Annotated in this window: 21 protein-coding genes; 14 read left to right on the top strand and 7 right to left on the bottom strand. The window is 70.3% G+C overall.

Going from position 1 to position 24,404, the window contains the following annotated elements; genetic code table 11:
• A complete protein-coding gene (locus ACFYUS_RS30955; protein ID WP_388859400.1) occupies positions 1-618 on the bottom strand; it encodes a TetR/AcrR family transcriptional regulator in 618 nt (205 codons plus the stop codon).
• A 105-nt stretch (positions 619-723) separates the two neighbouring features.
• Between ACFYUS_RS30955 and ACFYUS_RS30960 the strand changes: the two genes are divergently transcribed.
• On the top strand, positions 724-1,299 hold the full coding sequence (locus ACFYUS_RS30960; protein ID WP_388859403.1) for an ester cyclase: 576 nt from the start codon (positions 724-726) through the stop codon (positions 1,297-1,299).
• A gap of 4 nt (positions 1,300-1,303) precedes the next feature.
• Here the strand turns inward: ACFYUS_RS30960 and ACFYUS_RS30965 are convergent, their stop codons facing one another.
• Positions 1,304-1,954, bottom strand: a complete 651-nt coding sequence (locus ACFYUS_RS30965) for a CGNR zinc finger domain-containing protein (protein WP_388859406.1) — start codon at positions 1,952-1,954, stop codon at positions 1,304-1,306.
• 141 nt (positions 1,955-2,095) lie between these two features.
• Here ACFYUS_RS30965 and ACFYUS_RS30970 point away from each other — a divergent pair, with 141 nt between their 5' ends.
• Both ACFYUS_RS30970 and ACFYUS_RS30975 read left to right on the top strand, forming a co-directional pair.
• The gene (locus ACFYUS_RS30970; protein ID WP_388859409.1) at positions 2,096-3,010 is read left to right on the top strand and encodes an arginase family protein; all 915 of its coding nucleotides are present in this window, start codon (positions 2,096-2,098) and stop codon (positions 3,008-3,010) included.
• Complete coding sequence (locus ACFYUS_RS30975) at positions 3,007-3,522, top strand: hypothetical protein (RefSeq protein ID WP_388859413.1); 516 nt, start codon at positions 3,007-3,009, stop codon at positions 3,520-3,522. The genes ACFYUS_RS30970 and ACFYUS_RS30975 overlap by 4 nt, the downstream gene beginning before the upstream one ends.
• Here the strand turns inward: ACFYUS_RS30975 and ACFYUS_RS30980 are convergent.
• On the bottom strand, positions 3,519-4,340 hold the full coding sequence (locus ACFYUS_RS30980) for a PaaX family transcriptional regulator C-terminal domain-containing protein (protein ID WP_388859416.1): 822 nt from the start codon (positions 4,338-4,340) through the stop codon (positions 3,519-3,521). The genes ACFYUS_RS30975 and ACFYUS_RS30980 overlap by 4 nt on opposite strands.
• A gap of 25 nt (positions 4,341-4,365) precedes the next feature.
• Positions 4,366-5,994: an AMP-binding protein gene (locus ACFYUS_RS30985; protein WP_388859419.1), complete on the bottom strand. Its 1,629-nt coding sequence runs from the start codon at positions 5,992-5,994 to the stop codon at positions 4,366-4,368.
• A 162-nt stretch (positions 5,995-6,156) separates the two neighbouring features.
• On the opposite strand from ACFYUS_RS30985, the gene ACFYUS_RS30990 reads away from it, so the two are divergent.
• The 3 genes from ACFYUS_RS30990 (at position 6,157) to ACFYUS_RS31000 (ending at position 9,453) form a co-directional block, all read left to right on the top strand.
• Positions 6,157-7,380, top strand: a complete 1,224-nt coding sequence (locus ACFYUS_RS30990; protein WP_388859422.1) for an acyl-CoA dehydrogenase family protein — start codon at positions 6,157-6,159, stop codon at positions 7,378-7,380.
• A complete protein-coding gene (locus ACFYUS_RS30995) occupies positions 7,377-7,775 on the top strand; it encodes a RidA family protein (RefSeq protein WP_388859425.1) in 399 nt (132 codons plus the stop codon). The genes ACFYUS_RS30990 and ACFYUS_RS30995 overlap by 4 nt, the downstream gene beginning before the upstream one ends.
• A gap of 121 nt (positions 7,776-7,896) precedes the next feature.
• A complete protein-coding gene (locus tag ACFYUS_RS31000) occupies positions 7,897-9,453 on the top strand; it encodes an MFS transporter (protein WP_388859428.1) in 1,557 nt (518 codons plus the stop codon).
• 62 nt (positions 9,454-9,515) lie between these two features.
• Here ACFYUS_RS31000 and ACFYUS_RS31005 read toward each other — a convergent pair whose 3' ends face one another.
• The gene (locus ACFYUS_RS31005; protein WP_388859431.1) at positions 9,516-11,045 is read right to left on the bottom strand and encodes a helix-turn-helix domain-containing protein; all 1,530 of its coding nucleotides are present in this window, start codon (positions 11,043-11,045) and stop codon (positions 9,516-9,518) included.
• A 50-nt stretch (positions 11,046-11,095) separates the two neighbouring features.
• Entirely contained in the window at positions 11,096-11,452 is a 357-nt protein-coding gene (locus ACFYUS_RS31010; protein WP_388859434.1) for a VOC family protein, read from the bottom strand.
• 268 nt (positions 11,453-11,720) lie between these two features.
• Between ACFYUS_RS31010 and acnA the strand changes: the two genes are divergently transcribed.
• On the top strand, positions 11,721-14,435 hold the full coding sequence (gene acnA / locus ACFYUS_RS31015) for an aconitate hydratase AcnA (protein ID WP_388859437.1): 2,715 nt from the start codon (positions 11,721-11,723) through the stop codon (positions 14,433-14,435).
• Positions 14,436-14,544: 109 nt separating this feature from the next.
• On the opposite strand, the gene ACFYUS_RS31020 is transcribed toward acnA, so the two are convergent.
• Positions 14,545-15,462: an FG-GAP repeat domain-containing protein gene (locus ACFYUS_RS31020; protein WP_388859440.1), complete on the bottom strand. Its 918-nt coding sequence runs from the start codon at positions 15,460-15,462 to the stop codon at positions 14,545-14,547.
• A 531-nt stretch (positions 15,463-15,993) separates the two neighbouring features.
• On the opposite strand from ACFYUS_RS31020, the gene ngcE reads away from it, so the two are divergent.
• The 7 genes from ngcE to ACFYUS_RS31055 all read left to right on the top strand — a co-directional run bounded on the left by ngcE (position 15,994) and on the right by ACFYUS_RS31055 (position 24,322).
• Positions 15,994-17,436 carry an N-acetylglucosamine/diacetylchitobiose ABC transporter substrate-binding protein gene (gene ngcE, locus ACFYUS_RS31025; RefSeq protein WP_388859443.1) on the top strand — a complete coding sequence of 481 codons (1,443 nt, stop codon included), beginning with the start codon at positions 15,994-15,996 and terminating at the stop codon, positions 17,434-17,436.
• 105 nt (positions 17,437-17,541) lie between these two features.
• Complete coding sequence (locus ACFYUS_RS31030) at positions 17,542-18,471, top strand: carbohydrate ABC transporter permease (protein WP_388859446.1); 930 nt, start codon at positions 17,542-17,544, stop codon at positions 18,469-18,471.
• Positions 18,471-19,409: a carbohydrate ABC transporter permease gene (locus ACFYUS_RS31035; RefSeq protein WP_388859449.1), complete on the top strand. Its 939-nt coding sequence runs from the start codon at positions 18,471-18,473 to the stop codon at positions 19,407-19,409. The genes ACFYUS_RS31030 and ACFYUS_RS31035 overlap by 1 nt, the downstream gene beginning before the upstream one ends.
• 162 nt (positions 19,410-19,571) lie before the next feature.
• Positions 19,572-20,783, top strand: coding sequence for an ROK family protein (locus ACFYUS_RS31040; RefSeq protein WP_388859452.1), 1,212 nt, complete (start codon positions 19,572-19,574; stop codon positions 20,781-20,783).
• A 122-nt stretch (positions 20,784-20,905) separates the two neighbouring features.
• A complete protein-coding gene (locus ACFYUS_RS31045) occupies positions 20,906-21,970 on the top strand; it encodes a sugar ABC transporter substrate-binding protein (RefSeq protein ID WP_388859455.1) in 1,065 nt (354 codons plus the stop codon).
• 277 nt (positions 21,971-22,247) lie between these two features.
• Complete coding sequence (locus ACFYUS_RS31050) at positions 22,248-23,036, top strand: ATP-binding cassette domain-containing protein (protein WP_167352215.1); 789 nt, start codon at positions 22,248-22,250, stop codon at positions 23,034-23,036.
• Complete coding sequence (locus ACFYUS_RS31055; protein ID WP_388859459.1) at positions 23,033-24,322, top strand: sugar ABC transporter permease; 1,290 nt, start codon at positions 23,033-23,035, stop codon at positions 24,320-24,322. Before ACFYUS_RS31050 ends, ACFYUS_RS31055 begins: the two co-directional genes overlap by 4 nt.
• Positions 24,323-24,404 lie beyond the last annotated feature (82 nt).

The following is a 24,404-nucleotide window of genomic DNA, read 5'->3' on the forward strand; positions in this document are numbered from 1 at the left end:
CTACGCCGTTCGCAGGGTGGCGAGGGCGGTGCGGAGGAGGAACGCCTCGGCGCGGTCCCAGGGCCAGTCGTTCTCGACGACCAGGGTGCGCCAGCCGCCCGGGCCGAACCAGAACCACAGCAGGTCCGCCGTCTCCTCCTCCGGGCAGGCGGGCGGCGCCAGGGTGTGCAGGTGGTGCGCGGCGGCGCGGAGGGCGGTGCGGTAGTCGGCGGTGGCGCGCTCCCACAGGGCCTCGCCGTCCTCGTGCGAGGGCAGCGCCTTGTGGATCGCCTCGTGCACGGTGAACAGGCCCTCGTTCCCCGCCCGGGTGCCCCGGGCCAGCGCCCGGAGGGCGGACTCCGGGTCCCGCTCGGCCAGTACGGCGCGCATCGCCCCCTCGTAACCGGAGGCGCGTACGGCCGTGTCGACGATCTCGTCGAGGATGTCGCCCTTGCTCCCGGCGCTCGCGAAGACGGCCTTCGAGGAGACGCCCGCCTCGGCCGCGATGTCCGCGACGGTCACCCGCCCGTAGCCGCGTTCGGCGAACAGCCGGGTCGCCGACCGGAGGATCTCCGCGCGCGTCCGGGCGGCGGCCTGCTCCCGCAGGGGCGAGACGTACTTGCGTGGTGTGGTCGGCATGGGGGACAGACTAGTCGGGGAAATGGATGACCTATTCAATAGGTGATGTGTAACCTGAATCTCGGTCAGGGCGGAGAACCGCCCCTGCGCGAGAGGAACCGAACCATGGGAATGACGCCCGAGGACGCGGCCCGCGGACTCTTCACCGTCCTGGCGACCGGGGACCCGGCGCTCGCCGCGGCGGTCGTGCACGAGGACTTCGGCAACCGCGAGGCGGTCGTCTCGCCCGCCGCCTGCTCGCTCCCCGGCCCGGCGGGCGTGCTGGCCTCCGGCGCGTGGCTGCGCTCCGCCTTCACCGACCTGGGCTTCCCCGTCACCGACCTGGTCCGCGACGGCGACGAGGTGTGGATACGGCTGCACATGCGGGGCCGGCACACCGGCCCCTTCGTCCACTACCGCGACGGCGCGCTGCTCCAGGCGATCCCGCCCACCGGGGAGGAGATCGACTCCGAGCAGGTCCACATCCTGCGTCTGCGGGACGGCAAGGTCGTCCGGCACGAGGCGGTCCGCGACGACCTCGGTCTGCTCGGACAGCTCGGCGTCCTCCCCGCCGGGCCCACCGTCCGGCGCATCGAGGAGTGGTACGCGGACGGGCGCGCCGCCCGCGCCGCCGCCGTGGTCTCCGAGGCGGCGGAGAAGGCGGCGGCCACCGCCCGGGAGCACGCGCCCGGCCGGGCCTGAAGCCCTACCGGGGGTCCGGATCCACGCCGTCCGCCCGCTTGCGCCGGTAGTGGGTCCGGCCCTTGGCGGAGTTGCCGCAGGTGGCCATGGAACACCAGCGGCGGCGCCCGCCCCGGGAGCCGTCGACGAAGAGCCAGCCGCAGCGCGTCCCCGGGCAGACGCGGGTGCGTTCCAGCGGCAGCGCCCGGAGCAGGTCGAAGGCCCGCAGGGCGAGCTCGTGGCCGAGGAGGTCGAGCCCCGAGGCCCCGACGTCGACCCGGAGCTCCGGCGCGGTCCCGTGCAGGGTGAGGCGCGCGCGGGAGGCCGCCTGCTTCCAGTGGGCCTCCAGCCCCTCGACCGCCTCCGCCGGCGCCGGGCCGTCCTGGTGGATCAGGGCCGTGAGCAGATCGTGCAGGGCCTCGCGCAGCTCACGGACGCGGGCCAGCGCCTGTTCGGCCCGTACCGGCTCGGACTCGGCGAGACCGCGCAGGACCGTGAGGTCGGCGGGGGCGAAGTGGCCGGTGAGGACGGCCCAGTCCAGCAGGCGCGGATAGCCGTCGAGCCAGTCGACGGGCTCGGCGTCGCGCGCCGTGACCGTGTTCACGAGGTCGACGACGACATGTCCGCCGACCAGGTCGCGGGGCTTGAAGGTGTGAGGCCGGATGGTCCCCGTCACGAACGACCGCCTTTCGCGCTTGCCTCCTCGAATCCAACCAGTGTACTGATGTTATCCGGTTCGAATCTTTGGATGATCACCACCGGACATCACGCCGGACGTCACCACCGGACACCACCCCCGGACGATGAGGAGAAGCCCATGGCCGCCGCCGTCGAGCTCATCACGGCCCCCTGGAACCTCGGCCTGCGGCCGCCCGCGCCGGGCCGCGAGCCGGGAACGTGGCGGACCCCGCGAGCGCTGCTGTCGGCGGGCCTGGAGGAACGTCTGCGGGCGGCCCGGGTGGTGGAGCTCGACCGCCCGCCGTACGAGTTCGACCCGCAGCCCGCGACCCGCATCCGCAACGGGGTGACGATCCGCGAGCACACCCTGCGCCTCGCCGAGGCGGTCCGGGGCGCCCTCGCCGCCTCCCGGTTCCCGGTCGTCCTGGGCGGCGACTGCAGCATCCTGCTCGGCTGCCTCCTCGGCGCCCGGCACCACGGACGCTGCGGACTGGTCCACCTCGACGGGCACAGCGACTTCCGGCACCCCGGCAACCACGACGCCGGAGCCGTCCTCGGCTCCGCGGCCGGCATGGACCTGGCCCTGGCCACCGGCCGCGGCGAACTGCTGCTCACCCACTGGCCCGCGGTGGGCCGGCCGCTCGTCGCCGACGAGGACGTCGTCCAGATCGGCGACCGGGAGGAGGGCGGGGAGACACCCCCGGTCACCCGGTTCACCGCCCGGGAGATCCAGCGCACCGGCATCGCCGCACTGGGCGAGCGGGTCGTCCGCCACCTGGAACGGCGCGGACTCGACCGCGTCTGGCTCCACCTCGACCTCGACGTCCTCGACGAGCGCGTCCTGCCCGCCGTGGACTCCCCGGGCCGCCCCGGCCTGGACTTCCCCCAGCTGTCCGAGCTCCTCTCGACCCTGGCCGGCACCGGCCGGATCGTCGGGCTCGACGTCGCCATCTACGACCCGGAACTCGACCCGGAAGGCGCGTACACCGCCCCCGTCGTCGACTGCCTCGCCCACGCCCTCACCCCGCTCGCGACCACGGAGGCCCCCGCGTGAAGACCCTGCTCGCCGACGGCCCCACCCACCTCCACCCCACCGAGATGGAGCAGTTCGGACGGCTGGCCGGACACTGGCCGACCCGGATCACGTACTACCCCGCCGACGGCTCGCCGGCCCGCACCGTCGACGGCTCCTGGGAGTTCGGCTACGCCCTGGAGGGCAGGGCGGTCCTGGACGTCTGGCAGTGGCCCGGGCGCGAGGACCTCCCCGCCGAGGGCCGGGCCGCGGACCAGGAGTGCGGTCTGTGCGTCCGCATCTGGGACCCGCGCCTCCAACTGTGGCGGTTCACCTTCCACGGCACCTCCCGCGGCGACGTGGTGCAGATGTACGCCCGCCAGATCGACGACGAGATCGTCATGGAACGCGCGGTCGGCTCCGACCTCGTCCGCTGGACCTTCGCCCGCATCACCGCCGACACCTTCCACTGGCGCAACGAACGCTCCACCGACGGCGGCCGCACCTGGCGCCTCGACCAGGAGGTCGAGGCCCGCCGCGACCGCAGGTCCTAGCCCTCCGAGAGGAACGGGCCGACGTACTCCGCCCCCCGGTCCCGGAGCAGTTCGTGCAGGGCCGTGAAGACCTCCGCCGAGCGGCGGCCCGGCCAGTCGTCCGGCAGGAGCTCCGCCGGGAGCACCGGGTCCGCGTAGGGGAGCCGGCGCCAGGAGTCCAGGGCGAGGAGGTAGTCCCGGTAGGCGTCCTCGGGGCCCGCCGGGGCCGTCCGCCAGGCCCGCAGGACCGGTTCGTGGGCCGCCAGGAACTCCTCGTGGAGCCCGGCGATCGCCGGCAGGTCCCACCAGCGGGCCACCGCCCCGGCCGTCGCCGCGTACCCCAGGTGGTCGCCGCGGAAGAGGTCCACGTACGGGGAGAGCTCCAGGCGCTCCAGGGCGTTCCGGGTCTCCTCGTACAGCCGGGCGGGCGCGATCCACACGCCCGGCGCGGCGGTGCCGAAGCCCAGCCGGGCGAGCCGGGACCGCAGCAGGTGCCGCTTGTGCCGCTCGGCCTCGGGCACCGAGAAGACGGCGAGGACCCAGCCCTCGGACAGCTTCGGCTCCGTACGGGCGTAGATCCGTCGGTCGCCGTCGTCCAGGAGCCTGCGGGCGTCCTCCGAGAGGGCGTACCCGGCGGCGCCGCCCGCCGTCCGGCCCGGCAGCAGCAGCCCGCGCCGCTTGAGCCGCGACACCGAGGAGCGCACGGAGGGCGCGTCGACGCCGAGCACGCCGAGCAGCCGGATGAGCGCGGCCACCGGCACCGGCGACTCGTCGGGCGCACGGCCGTACGCGCCGTAGAGGGAGACGATCAGGGATCGGGGAGTGTGCTGCTCGGCCACGTGATCACTTTAGGCCGTACGCCGATCATGCGGTGTCCCGCAGCCGGAAGCGCTGGAGCTTGCCCGTCGCCGTGCGCGGCAGGGCGTCGAGGAAGACGATCTCCCGGGGCGACTTGTACGGGGCGATCCGGGCGCGGACGAAGGCCCGCAGCGCGGCGGCGGTGTTCGCGTCGCGCGGCACCCCGTCCCGTATCACCGTGTACGCCACGACGACCTGGCCGCGCAGCTCGTCCGGGCGGCCCACCACCGCCGTCTCCACCACGTCGGGGTGGTCGAGGAGCACCTCCTCCACCTGCGGTCCCGCGATGTTGTACCCGGCCGAGATGATCATGTCGTCGGCCCGGGAGACATAGCGGAACCAGCCGTCGGGTTCGCGGACGTACGTGTCGCCCGTGACGTTCCAGCCGTTCCGTACGTACTCCTCCTGGCGGGGGTCGGCCAGATAGCGGCAGCCCACCGGGCCGCGCACCGCGAGCAGCCCCTCCTCGCCGTCCGGGACGGCGTTGCCCTCGCGGTCGACGATCCTGGCCTGCCAGCCGGGCACCGGCCGGCCCGTCCTGCCGGGGCGTATGTCGCCGTCGGCGGCGGAGATGAAGATGTGCAGCAGCTCGGTCGCGCCGATGCCGTTGATCAGGCGCAGCCCGGTCCGCGCGTACCAGGCCTTCCACGTCGCCTCCGGCAGGTTCTCGCCGGCCGAGACGCAGCGGCGCAGCGAGGCCACCTCCGGCGCGGTGCCCTCGGTCAGCTCGTCGAGCATGACCCGGTAGGCCGTCGGGGCGGTGAAGAGCACCGACACCCGGTTCCGCTCGATCGCCGCGAGCAGCTGCTTGGGCCCGGCCTGTTCGAGCAGGACCGCGCTCGCCCCGGCCCGCAGGGGGAAGATGACGAGACCGCCGAGACCGAAGGTGAACGCGAGCGGCGGGGAGCCGGCGAACACGTCGTCCGGCAGCGGGCGCAGGACGCGCGCGGAGAAGGTGTCGGCGACGGCCAGGACGTCCCGGTGGAAGTGGGCGCAGCCCTTGGGCCGCCCGGTGGTGCCGGAGGTGAAGGCGATCAGGGCCACGTCGTCGGCGGCGGTCGCCACCGCCTCGTACGGGCCGGCGTGACGCTTCGGCCCGGCGAGGGCGAGGAGGTCGTCCGGTCCGTCCCCGCCGAAGGGGGTCACCCGGAGCCCGGGTATCCGGGCCGCGAGGAGCTCGTCGAGCACCCGGGCGTCGCAGAGCGCGTGGGTGCACCGGGCGGCCTCGGCCATCACGGCCAGCTCGTGGGCGCGCTGCTGGGCCAGGACGGTGACGGCGACGCCGCCGGCCTTCATCACGGCGAGCCAGCAGGCGGCCAGCCAGGGCGTGGTGGGGCCGCGCAGGAGGACCCGGTTGCCGGGCAGGAGCCCCAGGTCGGCGGTGAGGACGTGGGCGACGCGGTCCACCCGGTCGCGCAGCTCCCCGTAGCTCCAGACCTCGCCCTCGCCGTCGTGGAAGGCGGGCCGGTCGGCGCCGAAGCGCTCCACCGTGCGGTCGAGGAGCTCCGTGCCGCAGTTGAGCCGGTCGGGGTAGGAGAGCTCGGGGAGGTCGAAGACGAGACGCGGCCACCGGTCGGGCGAGGGCAGCCGGTCGCGGGCGAACGTGTCGAGGTGGGCCGAGGGTGTCAGCTCCATGGGTCCGTCCCCCTGTCGTGGTGGGGTCGTCCAACGCTCCACGAGCGTATCGTGTTGGTGACGACAGTCAACGGTTCGCGACAAGGGTGCCCTCGGGCATCGGGACGAAGGCGCCGGACGGCGCAGGGACGAAGACGCCCGAGGGCGTCAGAGAGGGCCCACATGCCCGCATTCTCGCTCGATCCGGTCCAGACCACCTGGTGTGCGGAGCTCAGCGCCCTCGCCGCCGAACGCCTCAAGCCCCTCGCCGACCGGGGCGAACCCGGCCGGGTCAACCGCCCCCTCGTCGCCGCCCTCGGTGAGCTCGGCCTCCTCGCCCGCCTCTTCGAGGCCGGCGCCCTCGACCTCTGCCTCCTGCGCGAATCCCTCGCCCGGACCTGCACCGAGGCCGAGACCGCCCTCGCCCTCCAGGGCCTCGGCACCCACCCCGTCGCCGCCTTCGGCACCCCCGCCCAGCGCGCCCGCTGGCTCCCCGAGGCCACCGCCGGACGGGCCGTCGCCGCCTTCGCCCTCTCCGAACCGGACGCCGGCTCCGACGCCGCCGCCCTCGCCCTCGAAGCCGTCCCCGACGGGCGCGGCGGCTGGCGCCTGCACGGCGAGAAGCGCTGGATCTCCAACGCCCCCGAGGCCGACTTCGCCACCGTCTTCGCCCGCACCACCCCCGGCGCCGGAGCCCGCGGCGTCACCGCCTTCCTCGTCCCCGCCGACCGCCCCGGCCTCGGCGGGGAACCGCTCGACATGCTCGCCCCGCACGCCCTCGGCACCCTCACCTTCGACGGCGTCCCCGTCGGCCCCGAGGACCTGCTCGGCGCACCGGACAAGGGCTTCCGGGTCGCCATGAACACCCTCAACCTCTTCCGGCCCAGCGTCGGCGCCTTCGCCGTCGGCATGGCCCAGGCCGCGCTGGACGCGGCCCTCGCCCACACCGCCGCCCGCCCCGCCTTCGGCGGCGTCCTCGCCGACCTCCAGGCCGTCTCGCACCGCATCGCCGAGATGGCCACCCGCACCGAGGCCGCCCGCCTCCTCGTGTACGCGGCGGCCGTCGCGTACGACGAGGGCGACCCGGACGTCCCCCGCCGCTCCGCCATGGCCAAGCTCCTCGCCACCGAGACCGCCCAGTACGTCGTCGACTCCGCCGTCCAGCTGCACGGCGCCCTCGCCCTCCAGCGCGGCCACCTCCTGGAACACCTCTACCGCGAGGTCCGCGCACCCCGGATCTACGAGGGCGCGACGGAGGTCCAGCGCACGATCATCGCGAAGGAGCTGTACGCGAAGGTGCCGCCCGCGAAGGAGCCGTACGCGCAGGAACCCGCCGCGCGGGAGCCGTACGTGAGGGAGCCCACGGCGAAGATGAAGATGTCGCCCGCGAAGGAGCCCACCGCATGAGCCTGCACCGGCACAACCCCGCCGAACTCTCCCCGCCCACCGGCTTCTCCCACGCCGTCACCGCCACCGGCACCCGGCTCGTCTTCCTCGCCGGACAGACCGCCCTGGACACCGAGGGCAAGATCGTGGGGGAGGGGCTCACCGAGCAGTTCACCACCGCCCTCGGCAACCTCCTCACCGCCCTGCGCCACGCCGGCGGCACCCCCGCCGACCTCGCCCGCGTCACCGTCTACACCACGGACGTCGACGGCTACCGCGAGCACGCGCACGAACTGGGACGGATCTGGCGCCGCTTGGCGGGCCGCGACTATCCGGCGATGGCCGTCATCGGAGTCGTACGCCTCTGGGACGAGCAGGCGCTGGTGGAGCTGGACGGCTTCGCGGTCCTGGAATAAGGCCCGGGAACAGGGCCTACTTGATCAACTGGTCCCCTGCCGGGGCGGGGCTTAGGGTCGAAAGGTGGACTGACCGGCCCACGGCCCCGTCAGGTGAGGGCGCGATGCGCCATGAGCGATCATGAGTAGCACCCCGAAGCCGAAGACGACCACGCCGACCGCCCCCGGCAAGGGCGGCGGAGACGGCAAGGCCATCGCCCTGTTCGTGATCGCCTCCTGCCAGCTGATGGTCGTCCTCGACATCACCATCGTGAACATCGCGCTCCCGCACATCCAGAGCGCGCTGAACTTCTCGACCACCAGCCTGTCCTGGGTCGTCAACGCCTACACGCTCACCTTCGGCGGACTGCTCCTCCTCGGCGGGCGCGCGGGCGACATCCTCGGACGCCGCAGGGTCTTCATCTTCGGCGTGCTCCTCTTCGGCTTCGCCTCGCTGCTCGGCGGCTTCGCCCAGGAGTCCTGGCAACTCCTCGCCGCCCGCTCCCTCCAGGGCGTCGGCGGCGCCATCGCCTCGCCGACCTCGCTCTCCCTGATCACGACCACCTTCGACGAAGGCCCGGAGCGCAACCGCGCGTTCGGCGTGTTCGCGGGCGTCTCGGCGGCCGGCGGCGCCATCGGCCTGCTCGCCGGCGGCGTGCTCGTCGAATGGCTGAACTGGCGCTGGGTGTTCTTCGTGAACGTCCCCATCGCCCTGATCATCGCCTTCCTGACGCCCCGCCACATCAAGGAGTCCGAGCGGCACCCCGGCCACTTCGACCTGGCCGGAGCGCTCACCTCGACGCTCGGCATGGTGGCCCTGGTCTACGGCTTCATCCGGGCCGCCCAGGAAGGCTGGCGCGACCCCTACACGATCGGCTCCTTCGTGGCGGCGATCGTCCTCCTGAGCACCTTCATCTTCGTGGAACGCCGCTCGCGCCAGCCGATCACCCCGCTGCACATGTTCGCCGACCGCAACCGCGCGGGCACCTACGGCATCATGCTCTGCCTCGCGGCCTCCATCTTCGGCATGTTCTTCTTCCTGACCCTCTTCGTGCAGACGGTCCTCGACTTCAGCCCGCTGAAGGCCGGACTCGCCTTCCTGCCCATCAGCGCGGTCATCGCGGTCGTCGCGGGGTTCACCTCCCAGATGCTGCCGAAGTACGGCCCGAAGCCCTTCATGGTGGTCGGCTCCCTCTTCCTGGCCGCCGGACTCTCCTGGCTGACGCGGACCGACATCCACTCGACCTACGCCGGCTCGATCCTCGGCCCGATGCTCGTCTTCAGCGTCGGCATGGGCATGATGTTCGTCTCGCTGACGCTGATGGCCCTGTCCAACGTCCAGCCCCACGAGGCCGGCGCGGCCTCCGGCCTCCTCAACGCCACCCAGCAGGTCGGCGGTTCGCTCGGCCTCTCCATCCTCGTCACCGTCTTCGGCACCGCCAGCCGCAACGAGGCCGACCAGCAGGTCCCTGCCTTCCTCGCCCAGGCCGGCCCCCTGCAGAAGGCCCGCTTCGCCCAGACCGGCCAGCTCCCCCCGCCCTGGAGCGACCAGGTCCTCACCTCCGGCGTCACCGCCGGCTTCATCGTCGCCGCGATCTTCGCCGTCGCCGCCTTCGTGATCGCCCTCACGGCGATCCAGGTCCGCCCCTCGGACATCGAACGCCTCAAGGGCGGCGGGATGATGCCGGGAGGCGGCTGAGCGGCGCACCGGGACACCCCTGTACGGGGGTCCCGGCGCACCGCTCGTGAACGGTCAGACGCTCAGATGTCCCGGAAGATCTCGATCTGCGCGCCGATCGAGTTCAGGCGCTCCGCGAGGTCCTCGTAACCGCGGTTGATGACGTACACGTTGCGCAGGACCGAGGTGCCCTCCGCCGCCATCATCGCGAGGAGGACGACCACGGCCGGGCGCAGGGCCGGCGGGCACATCATCTCGGCGGCGCGCCAGCGGGTGGGGCCCTCCACGAGGACGCGGTGGGGGTCGAGGAGCTGGAGGCGGCCGCCGAGGCGGTTGAGGTCGGTGAGGTAGATGGCGCGGTTGTCGTAGACCCAGTCGTGGATGAGGGTCTTGCCCTGGGCCGTCGCCGCGATCGCCGCGAAGAAGGGGACGTTGTCGATGTTCAGGCCCGGGAACGGCATCGGGTGGATCTTGTCGATCGGCGCCTCCAGCTTGGAGGGGCGGACCGTCAGGTCGACCAGGCGCGTACGGCCGTTGTCCGCGGCGTACTCCGCCGAGCGGTCGTGGTCGAGGCCCATCTCCTCCAGGACGGCGAGCTCGATCTCCATGAACTCGATCGGGACCCGGCGGATGGTCAGTTCGGATTCGGTGACCACCGCCGCGGCCACCAGGCTCATGGCCTCGACCGGGTCCTCGGAGGGGGAGTAGTCGACGTCCACGTCGATCCGGGGGACGCCGTGCACGGTCAGGGTGGTGGTGCCGATGCCGTCGACCCGGACGCCGAGGGCCTCCAGGAAGAAGCACAGGTCCTGGACCATGTAGTTGGAGGAGGCGTTGCGGATGACGGTCACGCCGTCGTGGCGGGCGGCCGCCAGGAGGGCGTTCTCGGTCACCGTGTCGCCGCGCTCGGTCAGGACGATCGGGCGGTCGGGGGAGACGGAGCGCTCGACCTGGGCGTGGTAGAGGTTGTCGGTGGCCGTGACCTCCAGGCCGAAGCGGCGCAGCGCGATCATGTGCGGCTCGATCGTGCGCGTACCGAGGTCGCAGCCGCCGGCGTACGGCAGCTTGAAGCGGTCCATGCGGTGCAGCAGCGGGCCGAGGAACATGATGATCGAGCGGGTGCGGATCGCGGCCTCGGCGTCGATGGACTCCATGTCGAGCTCGGCCGGCGGCACGATCTCCAGGTCCACGCCGTCGTTGATCCAGCGGGTGCGGACGCCGATGGAGTTGAGGACCTCCAGGAGCCGGAAGACCTCCTCGATGCGGGCGACGCGGCGCAGGACGGTGCGGCCCTTGTTGAGGAGGGAGGCGCAGAGCAGCGCGACACAGGCGTTCTTGCTCGTCTTGACGTCGATGGCGCCGGAGAGGCGGCGGCGGCCGACGACCCGGAGGTGCATGGGTCCCGCGTAGCCCAGGGACACGATCTCGCTGTCGAGGGCCTCGCCGATCCGGGCGATCATCTCAAGGCTGATGTTCTGGTTGCCGCGCTCGATCCGGTTGACGGCGCTCTGGCTCGTGGCCAGCGCCTCGGCGAGCTGCGTCTGCGTCCAGCCGCGGTGCTGCCGGGCGTCACGGATGAGCTTGCCGATGCGTACGAGGTAGTCGTCTGCCATGGCGTCACGTTATCTCAGATATGAGATGGTGATCGACATCGGGTGGGCCATCAGGGTGAGGCGGCGTGTGCGGTCGGGTGATGCGGTTCGTACAGGGGGAGTTCGGTGCCGCTCGGCAGCCGGACGGCGGCGAGCAGGCCCCACCCCTGGTCGGTGATGGCCCGTGAGATCTCCGCGCCCCGGTCCTCCAGGGTCGTCAGGGTCAGGGTGAGGTCGTCGCACATGAGGTAGACCTCGTGCTTCGGCTCGTCCGTCGTGGGGTGCACGGCGATCTCGGAGGGCGGCAGCCGGAAGATGAGCCAGCCGCCTCCGGCGTCCACGTGCTCGAAGCCGACGACATCCCTGAGGAAGTCCCGGTCGGCCTCCGCGTCCCGGGTGTAGAGAATCACGTGCGCGCCGCTGATCATGGATCGATCGTCGGCCGGGGGAGCCGGCGCGGCAATCGGGCCGCGTCCGTACGGGCGGGGTCGAGCGCGCCGCCGATCCGCAGCATGCCAGGCATGACCGGGCGGCGGTGATGTACTAGAGTTATCTCGACATCGAGATATCTGCCGAGGCGCACCGCTGCCGCCACCCTGGTAAGGGTTACCTAACTTAGCCTTACCTTAGCGGATCGACGACGTGTACGTGGCGGCAGGATGTGGTGAAACGCGCACATATATGAAGGAGACTGTCGTGTCGGCGAACAGCTTCGACGCCCGCAGCACGCTGCGCGTGGGCGACGAGTCGTACGAGATCTTCAAGCTGGACAAGGTCGAGGGCTCCGCGCGCCTCCCTTACAGCCTGAAGGTCCTCCTGGAGAACCTGCTCCGCACCGAGGACGGCGCGAACATCACCGCCGACCACATCCGGGCCCTCGGCAACTGGGACTCGCAGGCCCAGCCGAGCCAGGAGATCCAGTTCACGCCGGCGCGCGTGATCATGCAGGACTTCACCGGTGTCCCCTGTGTCGTCGACCTCGCGACCATGCGTGAGGCCGTCGTGGCGCTCGGCGGCGACCCGGCGAAGATCAACCCGCTCTCCCCGGCCGAGATGGTCATCGACCACTCCGTCATCGCCGACAAGTTCGGCACCAACGACGCCTTCGCGCAGAACGTCGAGCTGGAGTACGGCCGCAACAAGGAGCGCTACCAGTTCCTGCGCTGGGGCCAGACCGCCTTCGACGACTTCAAGGTCGTCCCGCCGGGCACCGGCATCGTCCACCAGGTGAACATCGAGCACCTGGCCCGTACGGTCATGGTCCGCAACGGCCAGGCGTACCCCGACACCCTCGTCGGCACCGACTCGCACACCACCATGGTCAACGGCCTGGGCGTGCTGGGCTGGGGCGTCGGCGGCATCGAGGCCGAGGCCGCGATGCTCGGCCAGCCGGTCTCCATGCTCATCCCGCGCGTCGTCGGCTTCAAGCTGACCGGCGAGCTGCCCACCGGCACCACCGCCACCGACCTGGTGCTGACCATCACCGAGATGCTGCGCAAGCACGGTGTCGTCGGCAAGTTCGTCGAGTTCTACGGTGAGGGCGTCGCCGCCACCTCCCTCGCGAACCGCGCCACCATCGGCAACATGTCGCCGGAGTTCGGCTCCACCGCCGCGGTCTTCCCGATCGACGACGAGACCCTGAACTACCTCAAGCTCACCGGCCGCTCCGAGCAGCAGGTCGCGCTCGTCGAGGCGTACGCCAAGGAGCAGGGCCTCTGGCTCGACCCGGCCGCCGAGCCCGACTTCTCCGAGAAGCTGGAGCTCGACCTCTCCACGGTCGTCCCGTCGATCGCCGGCCCGAAGCGCCCGCAGGACCGCATCGTCCTCGCGAACGCCGCCGCGCAGTTCGCCCAGGACGTGCGCAACTACGTCTCCACCGCCGACGAGGCGGGCGAGGAGTCCTTCCCGGCCTCCGACGCCCCGGCCGTCTCCAACGGCGTCCCGTCGAACCCGGTCGAGGTGACCGCCCCCGACGGCACGACCTACACGATCGACCACGGCGCCGTCACCGTCGCCGCGATCACCTCCTGCACCAACACGTCGAACCCGTACGTGATGGTCGCCGCCGCGCTCGTCGCGAAGAAGGCCGTCGAGAAGGGCCTGACCCGCAAGCCGTGGGTCAAGACCACCCTCGCCCCGGGCTCGAAGGTCGTCACCGACTACTTCGACAAGGCGGGCCTCACCCCGTACCTCGACAAGGTCGGCTTCAACCTCGTCGGCTACGGCTGCACCACCTGCATCGGCAACTCCGGCCCGCTGCCGGAGGAGGTCTCCAAGGCCGTCAACGAGCACGACCTCGCCGTGACCTCGGTGCTCTCGGGCAACCGCAACTTCGAGGGTCGCATCAACCCCGACGTCAAGATGAACTACCTGGCCTCCCCGCCGCTGGTCGTCGCGTACGCCATCGCGGGCTCCATGAAGGTGGACATCACCAAGGACGCCCTCGGCGTCGACCAGGACGGCAAGCCCGTCTACCTGGCCGACATCTGGCCGTCGGAGGCCGAGGTCAACGACGTCGTCGCCAACGCCATCGGCGAGGACATGTTCTCGAAGTCGTACGAGGACGTCTTCGCGGGCGACGCCCAGTGGCAGGCGCTCTCGATCCCGACCGGCTCCACCTTCGAGTGGGACGCCGAGTCCACCTACGTCCGGAAGCCCCCGTACTTCGAGGGCATGACGATGGAGACCACCCCGGTCACCGACATCACGGGCGCCCGTGTGCTCGCGAAGCTCGGCGACTCGGTCACCACCGACCACATCTCCCCGGCCGGTGCCATCAAGGCCGACACCCCGGCCGGCAAGTACCTCACCGAGCACGGTGTGGAGCGTCGTGACTTCAACTCCTACGGCTCGCGCCGTGGCAACCACGAGGTCATGATCCGCGGCACCTTCGCCAACATCCGCCTGCGCAACCAGATCGCGCCGGGCACCGAGGGCGGCTTCACCCGCGACTTCACCCAGGCCGACGCGCCGGTGTCGTTCATCTACGACGCCTCGCAGAACTACCAGGCCGCCGGCACCCCGCTGGTCATCCTGGGCGGCAAGGAGTACGGCTCCGGCTCGTCCCGCGACTGGGCCGCCAAGGGCACCGCGCTCCTCGGCGTCAAGGCCGTCATCACCGAGTCGTACGAGCGCATCCACCGCTCGAACCTCATCGGCATGGGCGTCCTCCCGCTCCAGTTCCCGGCCGGCCAGTCGGCCGACTCGCTCGGCCTGACCGGCGAGGAGACCTTCTCCATCACCGGCGTCACGGAGCTGAACGAGGGCACCACGCCGAGCACGGTCAAGGTCACCACCGACACGGGTGTCGAGTTCGACGCGGTCGTCCGCATCGACACCCCCGGTGAGGCGGACTACTACCGCAACGGCGGCATCATGCAGTACGTGCTCCGCAACCTCATTCGCGGATAAGCACGGTCGCGGCTGACGCGTCGCGTAGCAGACGAAAGGCCCCGCTCCTCTTCCGAGGAGCGGGGCCCTTTCGTGCGTCACACGCGCCGTCTCACGACGGGAGCGAGGATCAGAACATCAGGCGGTAGGTGTTCCAGCCGCTGCTGCCGATCCTCACGCGCGTCTTGAACGGCGCGTTGCCGTTCGCGGTGCCCTTGTACAGGTACAGGGCGCCGGAGCCGTCACGGGCGAGCAGGTCCGTGATGCCGTCGATGTCGATGTCGCCGACCGAGACCAGGTTGTTGTAGACGCCCCAGCCGCCGCCGATCTTGGTGCGGGTGCCGAACGGCGCCTTGTAGTTGCCGGTGCCGCGGTACAGCCACAGCGTGCCGCTGCTGTCGCGGGCGACGATGTCGTCCTTGCCGTCGCCGCTCAGGTCGCCCTTGCCGGCGATCTGGTTGTAGGCGCCCCAGCCGCCGCCCACCTTGTAGCGGGAGGTGAACTTGCCGTTGCCGTAGCCCAGGTACAGCCACAGGGTGCCGTAGCTGTCACGGGCGAGCATGTCGTCGGCGGTGCCGCCGCCCAGGTTGCCCGCGGACAGGACCTTGTTGTAGATGGACCAGCCGGTGCCGACGGAGAACCCGTCCGCGCCGAACGGCGTGTACGAGAGGCGGCCGGCCGTGATGTCCCAGACACCGTCGGAGCTGCCGTCGTGGTTCTGGTCGCCCTGGGTCATGAACTTCGCGGTGCTCCAGCCGTAGCCGGAGTTGATGCGCGCGTCGAGGCCGCCCGTGCCGTTCGGCGGGTAGCCGTACATGTCGCCGCGGGAGTCGATGCCGTAGAGGGCGTTGACCTGGGCGTCGGTGGTGGTGGTGGCAGCGAACGCGCTCGCGTTCGACGAGGGCTGCACGGCGGCGGTCGCGGACCGCTCCTGCGGCGCGTCGGCGGCGACGGCGGCCGTCGTGGTGCCCACCAGCGCGGCGGTTATCGCCGCGACCGTGACACGGGACAGGACGCCCGTGCGGTTCAGGCCAGAAGAGTTGGCCACGTAGAACTCCAGATCCGTATGGAATGAGGCAGGTCCCGCCGCGCGCCCGTGCTGGAGGCAGGGGGCGGGCGGGACCTCTATGATCCAGGATCCTTCTTACGGGATCTTCACCGGGCAACTGGTTTGTGACACAGCTGTTTCAATGCTGATCGTATGTCCCCTTTTGCCCCTTCCCTCCTGCAGGTCTTCCTCCGTCGCCCCCGTCGGCCGTGAAGGGAGGGTGGCTTTGATGCGGTGTCAAGGGTGTTGTGCGACGAATGGTTGGACGAAACGCCGCAGATCCCGCGTGCTTATCCCGGAGGTCTCAACTCGGGAAAGATGGCCATGGAAACCTGGTTTCGATCTTGCTCCCGTGAAGGGAAGTGGACTATACCTGTCGGCGTCCAGCCAGTCGGAGCAATGCGACGACGGCCCGACGCGTGCACGACCCGGCTGCAAATGACCGCGGTGGCGGGGCCCTTCGCCTGTGGCGAGTGAGAAACGGGCGACCGGTACACCGCCTGAGTCCTGAATGAAGGCGAGGACTTGAGCATGGGATCCACCTCCGCACACAACGGTGAGGGCCTCGGCCGTCGCGATCTGATCAAGCGTTCCGCCGCTATCGGTCTGATCTCCGTCCCGACGATGGGCTTCCTGTCCGCCTGTGCGAGCAGCGGCGACGGCGGCAACGAAAAGGTCGAGAAGGGCGCGAAGTCCGATAAGAACCCGCTCGGGGTGAACGAGTCGGCAGGGATGGAATTCGTCCTGTTCGACGGTGGATTCGGACAGCAGTACGCCAAGGACGCGATCAAGGTCTACGAGACGAATTACCCCAAGGCGAAGGTCAAGTTCACCCCCACCCAGAAGATCACCACCACGCTGCAGCCGCGCTTCAACGGCGGCACCCCGCCGGACCTCATCGACAACTCCGGCGCCGAGCAGATGGACATGGGCGTCCTCGTCGGCCAGAAGCAGCTGGCGGACCTCACCCCGCTCCTGGACGCGCCCTCCATCGACGACCCGAGCAAGAAGGTCCGCGACACCCTGCGGCCCGGCATCGTCGAGATGGGCCAGTTCGACGGCGACCCGGTGTGGATCATGTACTACGCGTACACGGTCTACGGCGTCTGGTACTCGCAGAAGCTGCTCGACTCCCTCGACGCGAAGTACCCCGAGACCTGGGACGAGATGCTGGCCGTCTGCGAGAAGGCCAAGAAGAAGGGCATCGCCGGCTGGACGTACGCCGGCAAGTACCCGTACTACGTCCCCTTCTCGCTGTACCCGATGATCGGCAAGGTCGGCGGCCGCGAGGTCCTCGACGCCATCGACAACCTGGAGCCGAAGGCCTGGGAGCACCCCGCGGTCAAGACCTGCTTCGAGGCGTACTACGAGCTCGTCAAGAAGGGCTACATCCTCAAGGGCACCCCCGGCCTCGACCACATCCAGTCGCAGACCGCCTGGACCGAGGGCAAGGCGCTGTTCATCCCGAACGGCTCCTGGGTCGAGAACGAGGCCGCGAAGACCATGCCGGCCGACTTCGACCTGGCCGTCTCCGCCCCGACCGGCATCGACTCCTCCGACAAGATGCCCTTCGGCACCATCTGGGCCTCCGGCGGCGAGCCCTTCATCGTCCCGGCCAAGGCGAAGAACCTGGAGGGCGGTCTGGAGCAGCTGCGCATCATGCTCAGCGAGGCCTCCTCCAAGAACTTCACCCAGTCCGTGAAGTCCCTGACCGCCTTCAACGGCGGCACCGACGGCATCGAGCTGACCCCGGGCCTCAAGTCCGGCGTCGCCGCCCTGGAGAAGGCCGGGCAGAACGTCGTCAACCCGCGTCTCCAGGACTGGTACGTCGCGCTCCAGAAGGAGAAGATCGGCGTCGCCGGCCTCGGCGAGATGATGGCCGGTCGCGCGACCCCGGCCGAGACGATCAAGAAGATCCAGAAGTTCGCCGATGAAGCGGCCAAGGACTCGAGCATCAAGCACTACAAGCACTGACGCACAGTGCCGGGGCCCCTTCCCGCCGACCGGGAGCGGGCCCCGGCTCCTTCGCGCGCGGCACCAGCGGCGCGCATGGCGCGGGAAAGATCGGGGTCGGTAGGAATGCAACACGGCAAGTACCGTTTCATCGTGGGGTTCCTGGCGGCCCCCCTCGCGCTCTACGCGCTGTTCGTCATCTGGCCGTTCATCCAGTCCATCTACTACTCGTTCACGGACTGGACCGGGCTGAGTCCCGATTTCAAGATGGTCGGATTCGACAACTACAGCAGAATGCTGGACGACGAGATCTTCTGGAAATCGGTCCAGCACAGTCTGACCTTCGCGGTGGTGCTGCCGCTGGTGACCGTCGGGCTCGCGCTCTTCTTCGCCTTCATGCTCAATGTCGGCGGTCGGCGCCGCGGGGGCGCGGCGATCGCGGGCGTGCGCGGTTCCTCTTTCTACAAGATCGTCTATTTCTTCCCGCAGGTGCTGTCGATCGCGATCGTCGCGCTGCTCTTCCAGTTCGCGTACAACCCGAACAGCGGAGCCATCAATTCCGTATTGAAGGCCGTCGGTCTCGGCAGCATCCAGCCGGACTGGCTCGGTGATCCGGACCTCGCCCTCATCTGCGTGATGGCGGTCCTCGTCTGGTCCACGGTCGGATTCTTCGTCGTCCTCTTCTCGGCCGGCATGGCGTCCATTCCGAGGGACTTCTACGAGGCGGCCCTGCTCGACGGCGCCAACCGCTTCACCACCTTCTTCAAGATCACCCTGCCGCTGCTCTGGGACACCGTGCAGTCGGGCTGGATCTACATGGGCATCCTCGCGCTCGGCGCGGAGTCCTTCGCCGTCGTCCAGATCATGACCGTCGGCCCCAACGGCGGCGGGCCCGACTTCTCCACCATCGTCCTTCCGCTGTACGTGTACCAGAAGGCGTTCCGGGACGGTCAGGCCGCCTACGCAACGACCATCGGTGTCGCGCTCCTCATCGTCACGCTGGCCTTCGCGGCCGTCGTGATGAAGGTGGGCCGGCGCGAGCGGCTGGAGTTCTGATGAAGACGACCGACACTGCCACCACCGGCGTCGGGACCCCCGGCTCCCCGGCCGGCCCCGGCCCCACGGTCACCGAGATCGCGCCGCCCGCCGCGCGCAGGACCGCCAAGGCCGAGGGCGCGACCCTCAACGTCTTCTCGCACGGCGTCCTGATCATCTGGGCGATCATGGTCGTCATGCCGCTGCTCTGGGCGGTCATGACCTCCTTCAAGACCGACAAGGCGATCTTCACCTCGCCGTGGTCGCTGCCCGACGGACTGCACTTCGAGAACTGGTCGCGCGCCTGGACCGAGGCGCACATGAGCGACTACTTCCTGAACACCCTTCTGGTGGTCGGCGGCTCGCTCGTCGGCACGCTCCTCCTCGGCTCGATGGCGGCCTACGTCCTGGCCCGCTTCGAGTTCCCGGGCAACCGCTTCATCTACTTCCTCTTCATCGGAGGGATGAGCTTCCCGATCATCCTGGCGCTCGTGCCGCTCTTCTACGTCATGCAGAACATGGCCCTGCTCAACACGCTGCACGGCCTGATCCTGGTCTACATCGCGTACTCGCTGCCGTTCACCGTCTTCTTCCTCACGGCCTTCTTCCGCACCCTGCCGACCTCGGTGGCGGAAGCGGCCTTCGTCGACGGCGCCTCGCACACCCGGACGTTCTTCCAGGTGATGCTGCCGATGGCCCGGCCCGGCCTCATCAGCGTCGGCATCTTCAACTTCCTCGGCCAGTGGAACCAGTACCTGCTGCCGACCGTGCTCAACACCGAGCCGGAGAAGAAGGTGCTGTCGCAGGGACTCGTCCAGCTGGCCGTCAGCCAGGGCTACAAGGGCGACTGGTCCGGCCTCTTCGCCGGCCTGGTGATGGCCATGCTCCCGGTCCTCGCCGCGTACATCGTCTTCCAGCGGCAGGTGGTGGCCGGACTGACCGCCGGCGCCGTGAAGTAACCCGCTGTCGCACCTCTCCGGGGCCCCCGGCGCACCCGCGCCGGGGGCCCCGCGCGTGGTGTGACGCTCACCGTCCGACACTCAAGGCCTTGACGGGGACCAAGCCGAAAGAGTCCCCTTAGAGTTCACATGTTGGAGAAAACGGTGGGAGTGAGTGAGTCGATGGAGACTCCGGGGTCGCAGACGTCTCTGCACAGGGCCAATCTCGAACGGGTCGTCCGGGCGGTGCGCATGGCCGGCTCGCTCACCCAGGCGGAGATCGCCCGGACGACGGGCCTCTCCGCCGCCACGGTCTCCAACATCGTGCGGGAGCTGAAGGACGGCGGCACCGTCGAGGTCACGCCCACCTCCGCGGGCGGCCGCCGGGCCCGCAGCGTCTCGCTCTCCGGCGACGCCGGCATCGTGATCGGCGTGGACTTCGGCCACACCCACCTCCGGGTCGCCGTCGGCAACCTCGCCCACCAGGTCCTCGCCGAGGAGGCCGAGCCGCTCGACGTGGACGCCTCCGCCGCCGAGGGCTTCGACCGGGCGGAACAGCTGGTCAAGCGGCTGATCCGGTCCACCGGCATCGGCTACGACAAGGTGATCGGCGTCGGCCTCGGCGTGCCCGGACCGATCGACGTCTCCTCGGGGACCCTCGGCTCGACCTCGATCCTGCCGGGCTGGAGCGGCATCAACCCCGCCGACGAGCTCTCCGGCCGGCTCGGCGTCCCCGTGCACGTCGACAACGACGCCAACCTCGGCGCGCTCGGCGAGCTGGTCTGGGGCAGCGGCCGGGGCGTGAAGGACCTCGCGTACATCAAGGTGGCCAGCGGCGTGGGCGCCGGACTGGTCATCGACGGCCGGGTCTACCGGGGGCCCGGCGGCACCGCCGGCGAGATCGGGCACATCACCCTGGACGAGTCGGGCCCCGTCTGCCGCTGCGGCAACCGCGGCTGCCTGGAGACCTTCACCGCCGCCCGCTACGTGCTTCCGCTGCTCCAGCCGAGCCACGGCCCCGATCTGACCATGGAACGGGTCGTCCAGCTGGCCCGGGAGGGCGACCCCGGCTGCCGCCGGGTGATCGCCGACGTCGGACGGCACATCGGCAGCGGCATCGCGAACCTCTGCAACCTCCTCAACCCCAGCCGGGTGGTGCTCGGCGGCGACATCGCCGAGGCCGGCGAGCTGGTCCTCGGACCCATCAGGGACTCCGTCTCGCGGTACGCGATCCCCAGCGCCGCCCGGCAGCTCTCGCTGGCGCAGGGAGCCCTCGGCGGGCGCGCCGAGGTGCTGGGCGCCCTCGCCCTCGTGTTGAGCGAAATGGGCGATTCGACCCTGTTGGAGAGCGCGCTGCCCGCGTCCGCCCAGACCTCCCGCCTTGCCTTCACTTAGATAACGAAAACCGTCGTTGTCATCTCGTTAAGGATTTACTTCTTGACGTCAACGTTTCAGCCGAGTTGACTTCGTGCCACCTCGGCCGCAACGTCGCGGCCTCGTCAGGGAGGCAACCCCACATGAACGCAGTGACGCGTCGTGCCGTCATAGCAACGGCCGCGGTCTCGATGGCCCTCTCGCTCGCCGCCTGCGGCCAGGCCGGCGGCGGCGACAAGGAAGACAAGGGCAGCTCGACCAAGATCGGTCTGCTCCTTCCGGAGAACAAGACCTCGCGCTACGAGTCCCTGGACAAGCCGCAGTTCGAGAAGGCCGTCAAGGCCGCCTGCTCCGACTGCGAGGTCGTCTACAACAACGCGGTCTCCGATGTCGTGAAGCAGAAGCAGCAGTTCGACCAGCTGATCGCCGACGGCATCAAGGTCATCGCCCTCGACCCGGTCGACGCCACCAAGGCCGCGGGCTGGGTCAAGGACGCGAAGGCCAAGGGCGTCAAGGTCGTCGCGTACGACCGTGCCGTCGCGGGCGCCGACGCCTACGTCAGCCACGACAACAACAAGGTCGGCGAGCTCCAGGGCCAGGCGCTCCTCGCCGCCCTCGGCGCCAAGGCCGCCACCGCCAACGTCGTGATGATCAACGGCGACGAGAAGGACCCGAACGCCGGTCTGTTCAAGAAGGGCGCGCACGCCGCCCTCGACGGCAAGGTCGGCAAGATCGCCTACGAGGCCTCCGGCGAGTGGGACCCGAAGGTCGCCGGCGAGAAGATGTCCGCCGCGATCTCCTCGGTCGGCAAGGACAAGATCACCGCCGTCTACTCGGCCAACGACGGCATGGCCGGCGGCATCATCACCTCCCTGGAGAACGCCGGCATCAAGGGCATCCCGGTGGGCGGTCAGGACGCCGAGGTCGCGGGCATCCAGCGCATCATCGCCGGCACCCAGACCTTCACCATCTACAAGTCGCCGCTCCAGCTGGCCCCCGAGGCCGCCAAGTTCGCGGTGAACCTGCTCAAGGGCAAGGAGCTCGGCGCCCAGGGCGAGACCGACGGCGTGCCCTCCACGCTCTTCACCCCGGTCGTGGTCGACAAGACCAACATCCAGACCACGGTGGTCAAGGACGGCATCTACAAGACCGCCGACCTCTGCACGGCCGACCTCGCCGCCAAGTGCGGCGCGCTGGGCATCAAGTAACCCCTGCGCCTCCCCGCCGGGCCCTCACCGGCCCCGCGTCACGGATCCCGGCACCCACCGCGCCCAGTCAGGGGCGCCGCCGCCCGCGTACAGAGGGTGAAGACCCCTGGTAACAAGGCGGCGCACGACGCCCGGATCCGTCCCCAGAGCCCGTCCGGCCCCCGGCCGACCCAGACCCCGCTGTCGGTCCGGGGGCCGGACGAGCCCAGCCCCCCTCGAAACTTCGGCGCCGCACGACGGCGCTCCATGCCGTCGCCCCCTCCGGGCGGCGAAGGAGTTGGTTCACGTGTCCCAGACGCCCGTGCTGGCGTTGCGTGGGATCTTCAAGCGGTTCGGAGCGGTCCAGGTCCTCTCCGGTGTCGATCTCGAAGTCCACGCAGGAGAGGTCGTCGCGCTCGTCGGCGACAACGGAGCGGGAAAGTCCACGCTGGTCAAGACGATCGCCGGCGTGCACCCCATCGACGAGGGCGTCATCGAGTGGGAGGGCGAGCGCGTCGAGATCCAGCGCCCGCACGACTCCCAGAACCTCGGTGTCGCGACCGTCTACCAGGACCTCGCGCTCTGCGACAACCTCGACGTCGTCGCCAACCTGTTCCTCGGCCGCGAGATCAAGAAGGGCGGCGTCCTCGACGAGGTCGCCATGGAGAAGCGGGCCAAGGACCTGCTCTCCACCCTCTCCATCCGCATCCCCAGCGTCCGCATCCCCGTCGCCGCCCTCTCCGGTGGTCAGCGGCAGGTCGTGGCCATCGCCCGCGCCCTGGTCGGCAACCCCAAGATCGTGATCCTGGACGAGCCCACCGCCGCGCTCGGCGTCGAGCAGACCGCGCAGGTCCTCGACCTGGTCGAGCGGCTGCGCGAGCAGGGCCTCGGCGTCATCCTCATCAGCCACAACATGGCCGACGTGAAGGCCGTCGCCGACACCGTCGCCGTGCTCCGCCTGGGCCGCAACAACGGCACCTTCCCGGTGGCCACCACCACGCACGAAGAGATCATCGCCGCGATCACCGGTGCCACGGACAACGCCGTGACCCGCCGTCAGGCCCGTAACGCGGAGGTAGCGAAGTGAGCACCACCCCCCGTACCTCCGAGGACACCGTGCCCGAGCCCCGTACGGAGGCCCCGGACGCCGCCGCGGTACCCGCCGTGGACCCCCGTCTCCTCGTCCGCGAGCAGGGCCTCAAGGGCTACGTCGACGAGTTCAAGCGCAAGATCCGTTCCGGCGAGATCGGCTCGCTGCCCGTCGTCGTCGGCCTGATCGTCATCGGCATCGTCTTCCAGGCCCTCACCGGCAACTTCATCACCTCGTACAACCTCGACCAGATCACGCTGTACGCGGTCGGCCCCGGCATCATGGCCGTCGGCATCGTCTTCGTGCTGCTGCTCGGCGAGATCGACCTCGCCGTCGGCTCCGTGGCGGGTCTGGCCGGCTCGGTCTGGGGCGTCCTCGGCACCGACATGCCCGACGGCCTCGCCATCCTCCTCGGCATCCTGTCCGGCACCCTCCTCGGCGCCTTCCACGGCCTGGTCTTCGCCAAGATCGGCGTGCCCGCCTTCGTCGTCACCCTCGCCGGCTTCCTCGGCTGGGCCGGTCTGCAGACCTGGGTGATGGGGGACAAGTCCACCATCCCCACCCCGATCGGCAGCTTCGTCGAGGACCTCACCAAGCACTACTTCTCCGACGTCGCCGCCGCCTACGGCCTCGCCGTGGCCGTCATCGCCGGTTTCTACCTCGCCCAGCTGCGCGACTCCCGCCGCCGCAAGGCCGCCGAGCTGCCGCACCGCCCGCAGAGCGAGATCATCCTGCGCACCGCCGTCCTCGCGGTCCTGGTCCTCGTCGCCGCGTACGGCTTCAACCAGGAGAAGGGCCTGCCGCTCTCCCTGGTGATCTTCCTGGTGATCCTGCTCGCCACCGACTTCGTCCTGCGCCGCACCACGTACGGCCGCCAGGTCTTCGCGGTCGGCGGCGGCATCGAGGCCGCCCGCCGCGCCGGCATCAGCGTGGACTGGATCCGGATCTCGGTCTTCATGATCTCCGGCACGCTGGGCGCCGTCGGCGGTCTCTTCCTCGCCTCCGCGACCGGCGGCGCCGACCGCTCCCTCGGCGGCGGCAACCAGCTGATGATGTGCATCGCCGCCGCCGTCATCGGCGGCACGTCCCTGTTCGGCGGACGCGGCAAGGTCTGGTCGGCGCTCCTGGGCATCCTGGTCATCCAGTCGATCGTCCAGGGCCTCAACCAGATGAACCTGTCCTCGAACGCGATCCAGTACATGATCACCGGAGCGGTCCTGCTCATCGCGGTGATCATCGACTCGGTCTCCCGCCGCACGCAGAAGACCGCGGGACGCGCGTAACCCCTGTCACACCAGCCCGGCACCGGGAAACCGGTGCCGGGCTCCGGCGCGTCCGGAGCAGTGCCGGGACGTGTGCGAATGT

Origin of the sequence: Streptomyces sp. NPDC004284 (assembly GCF_042874035.1) — a bacterium.
Classification (GTDB): domain Bacteria; phylum Actinomycetota; class Actinomycetes; order Streptomycetales; family Streptomycetaceae; genus Streptomyces.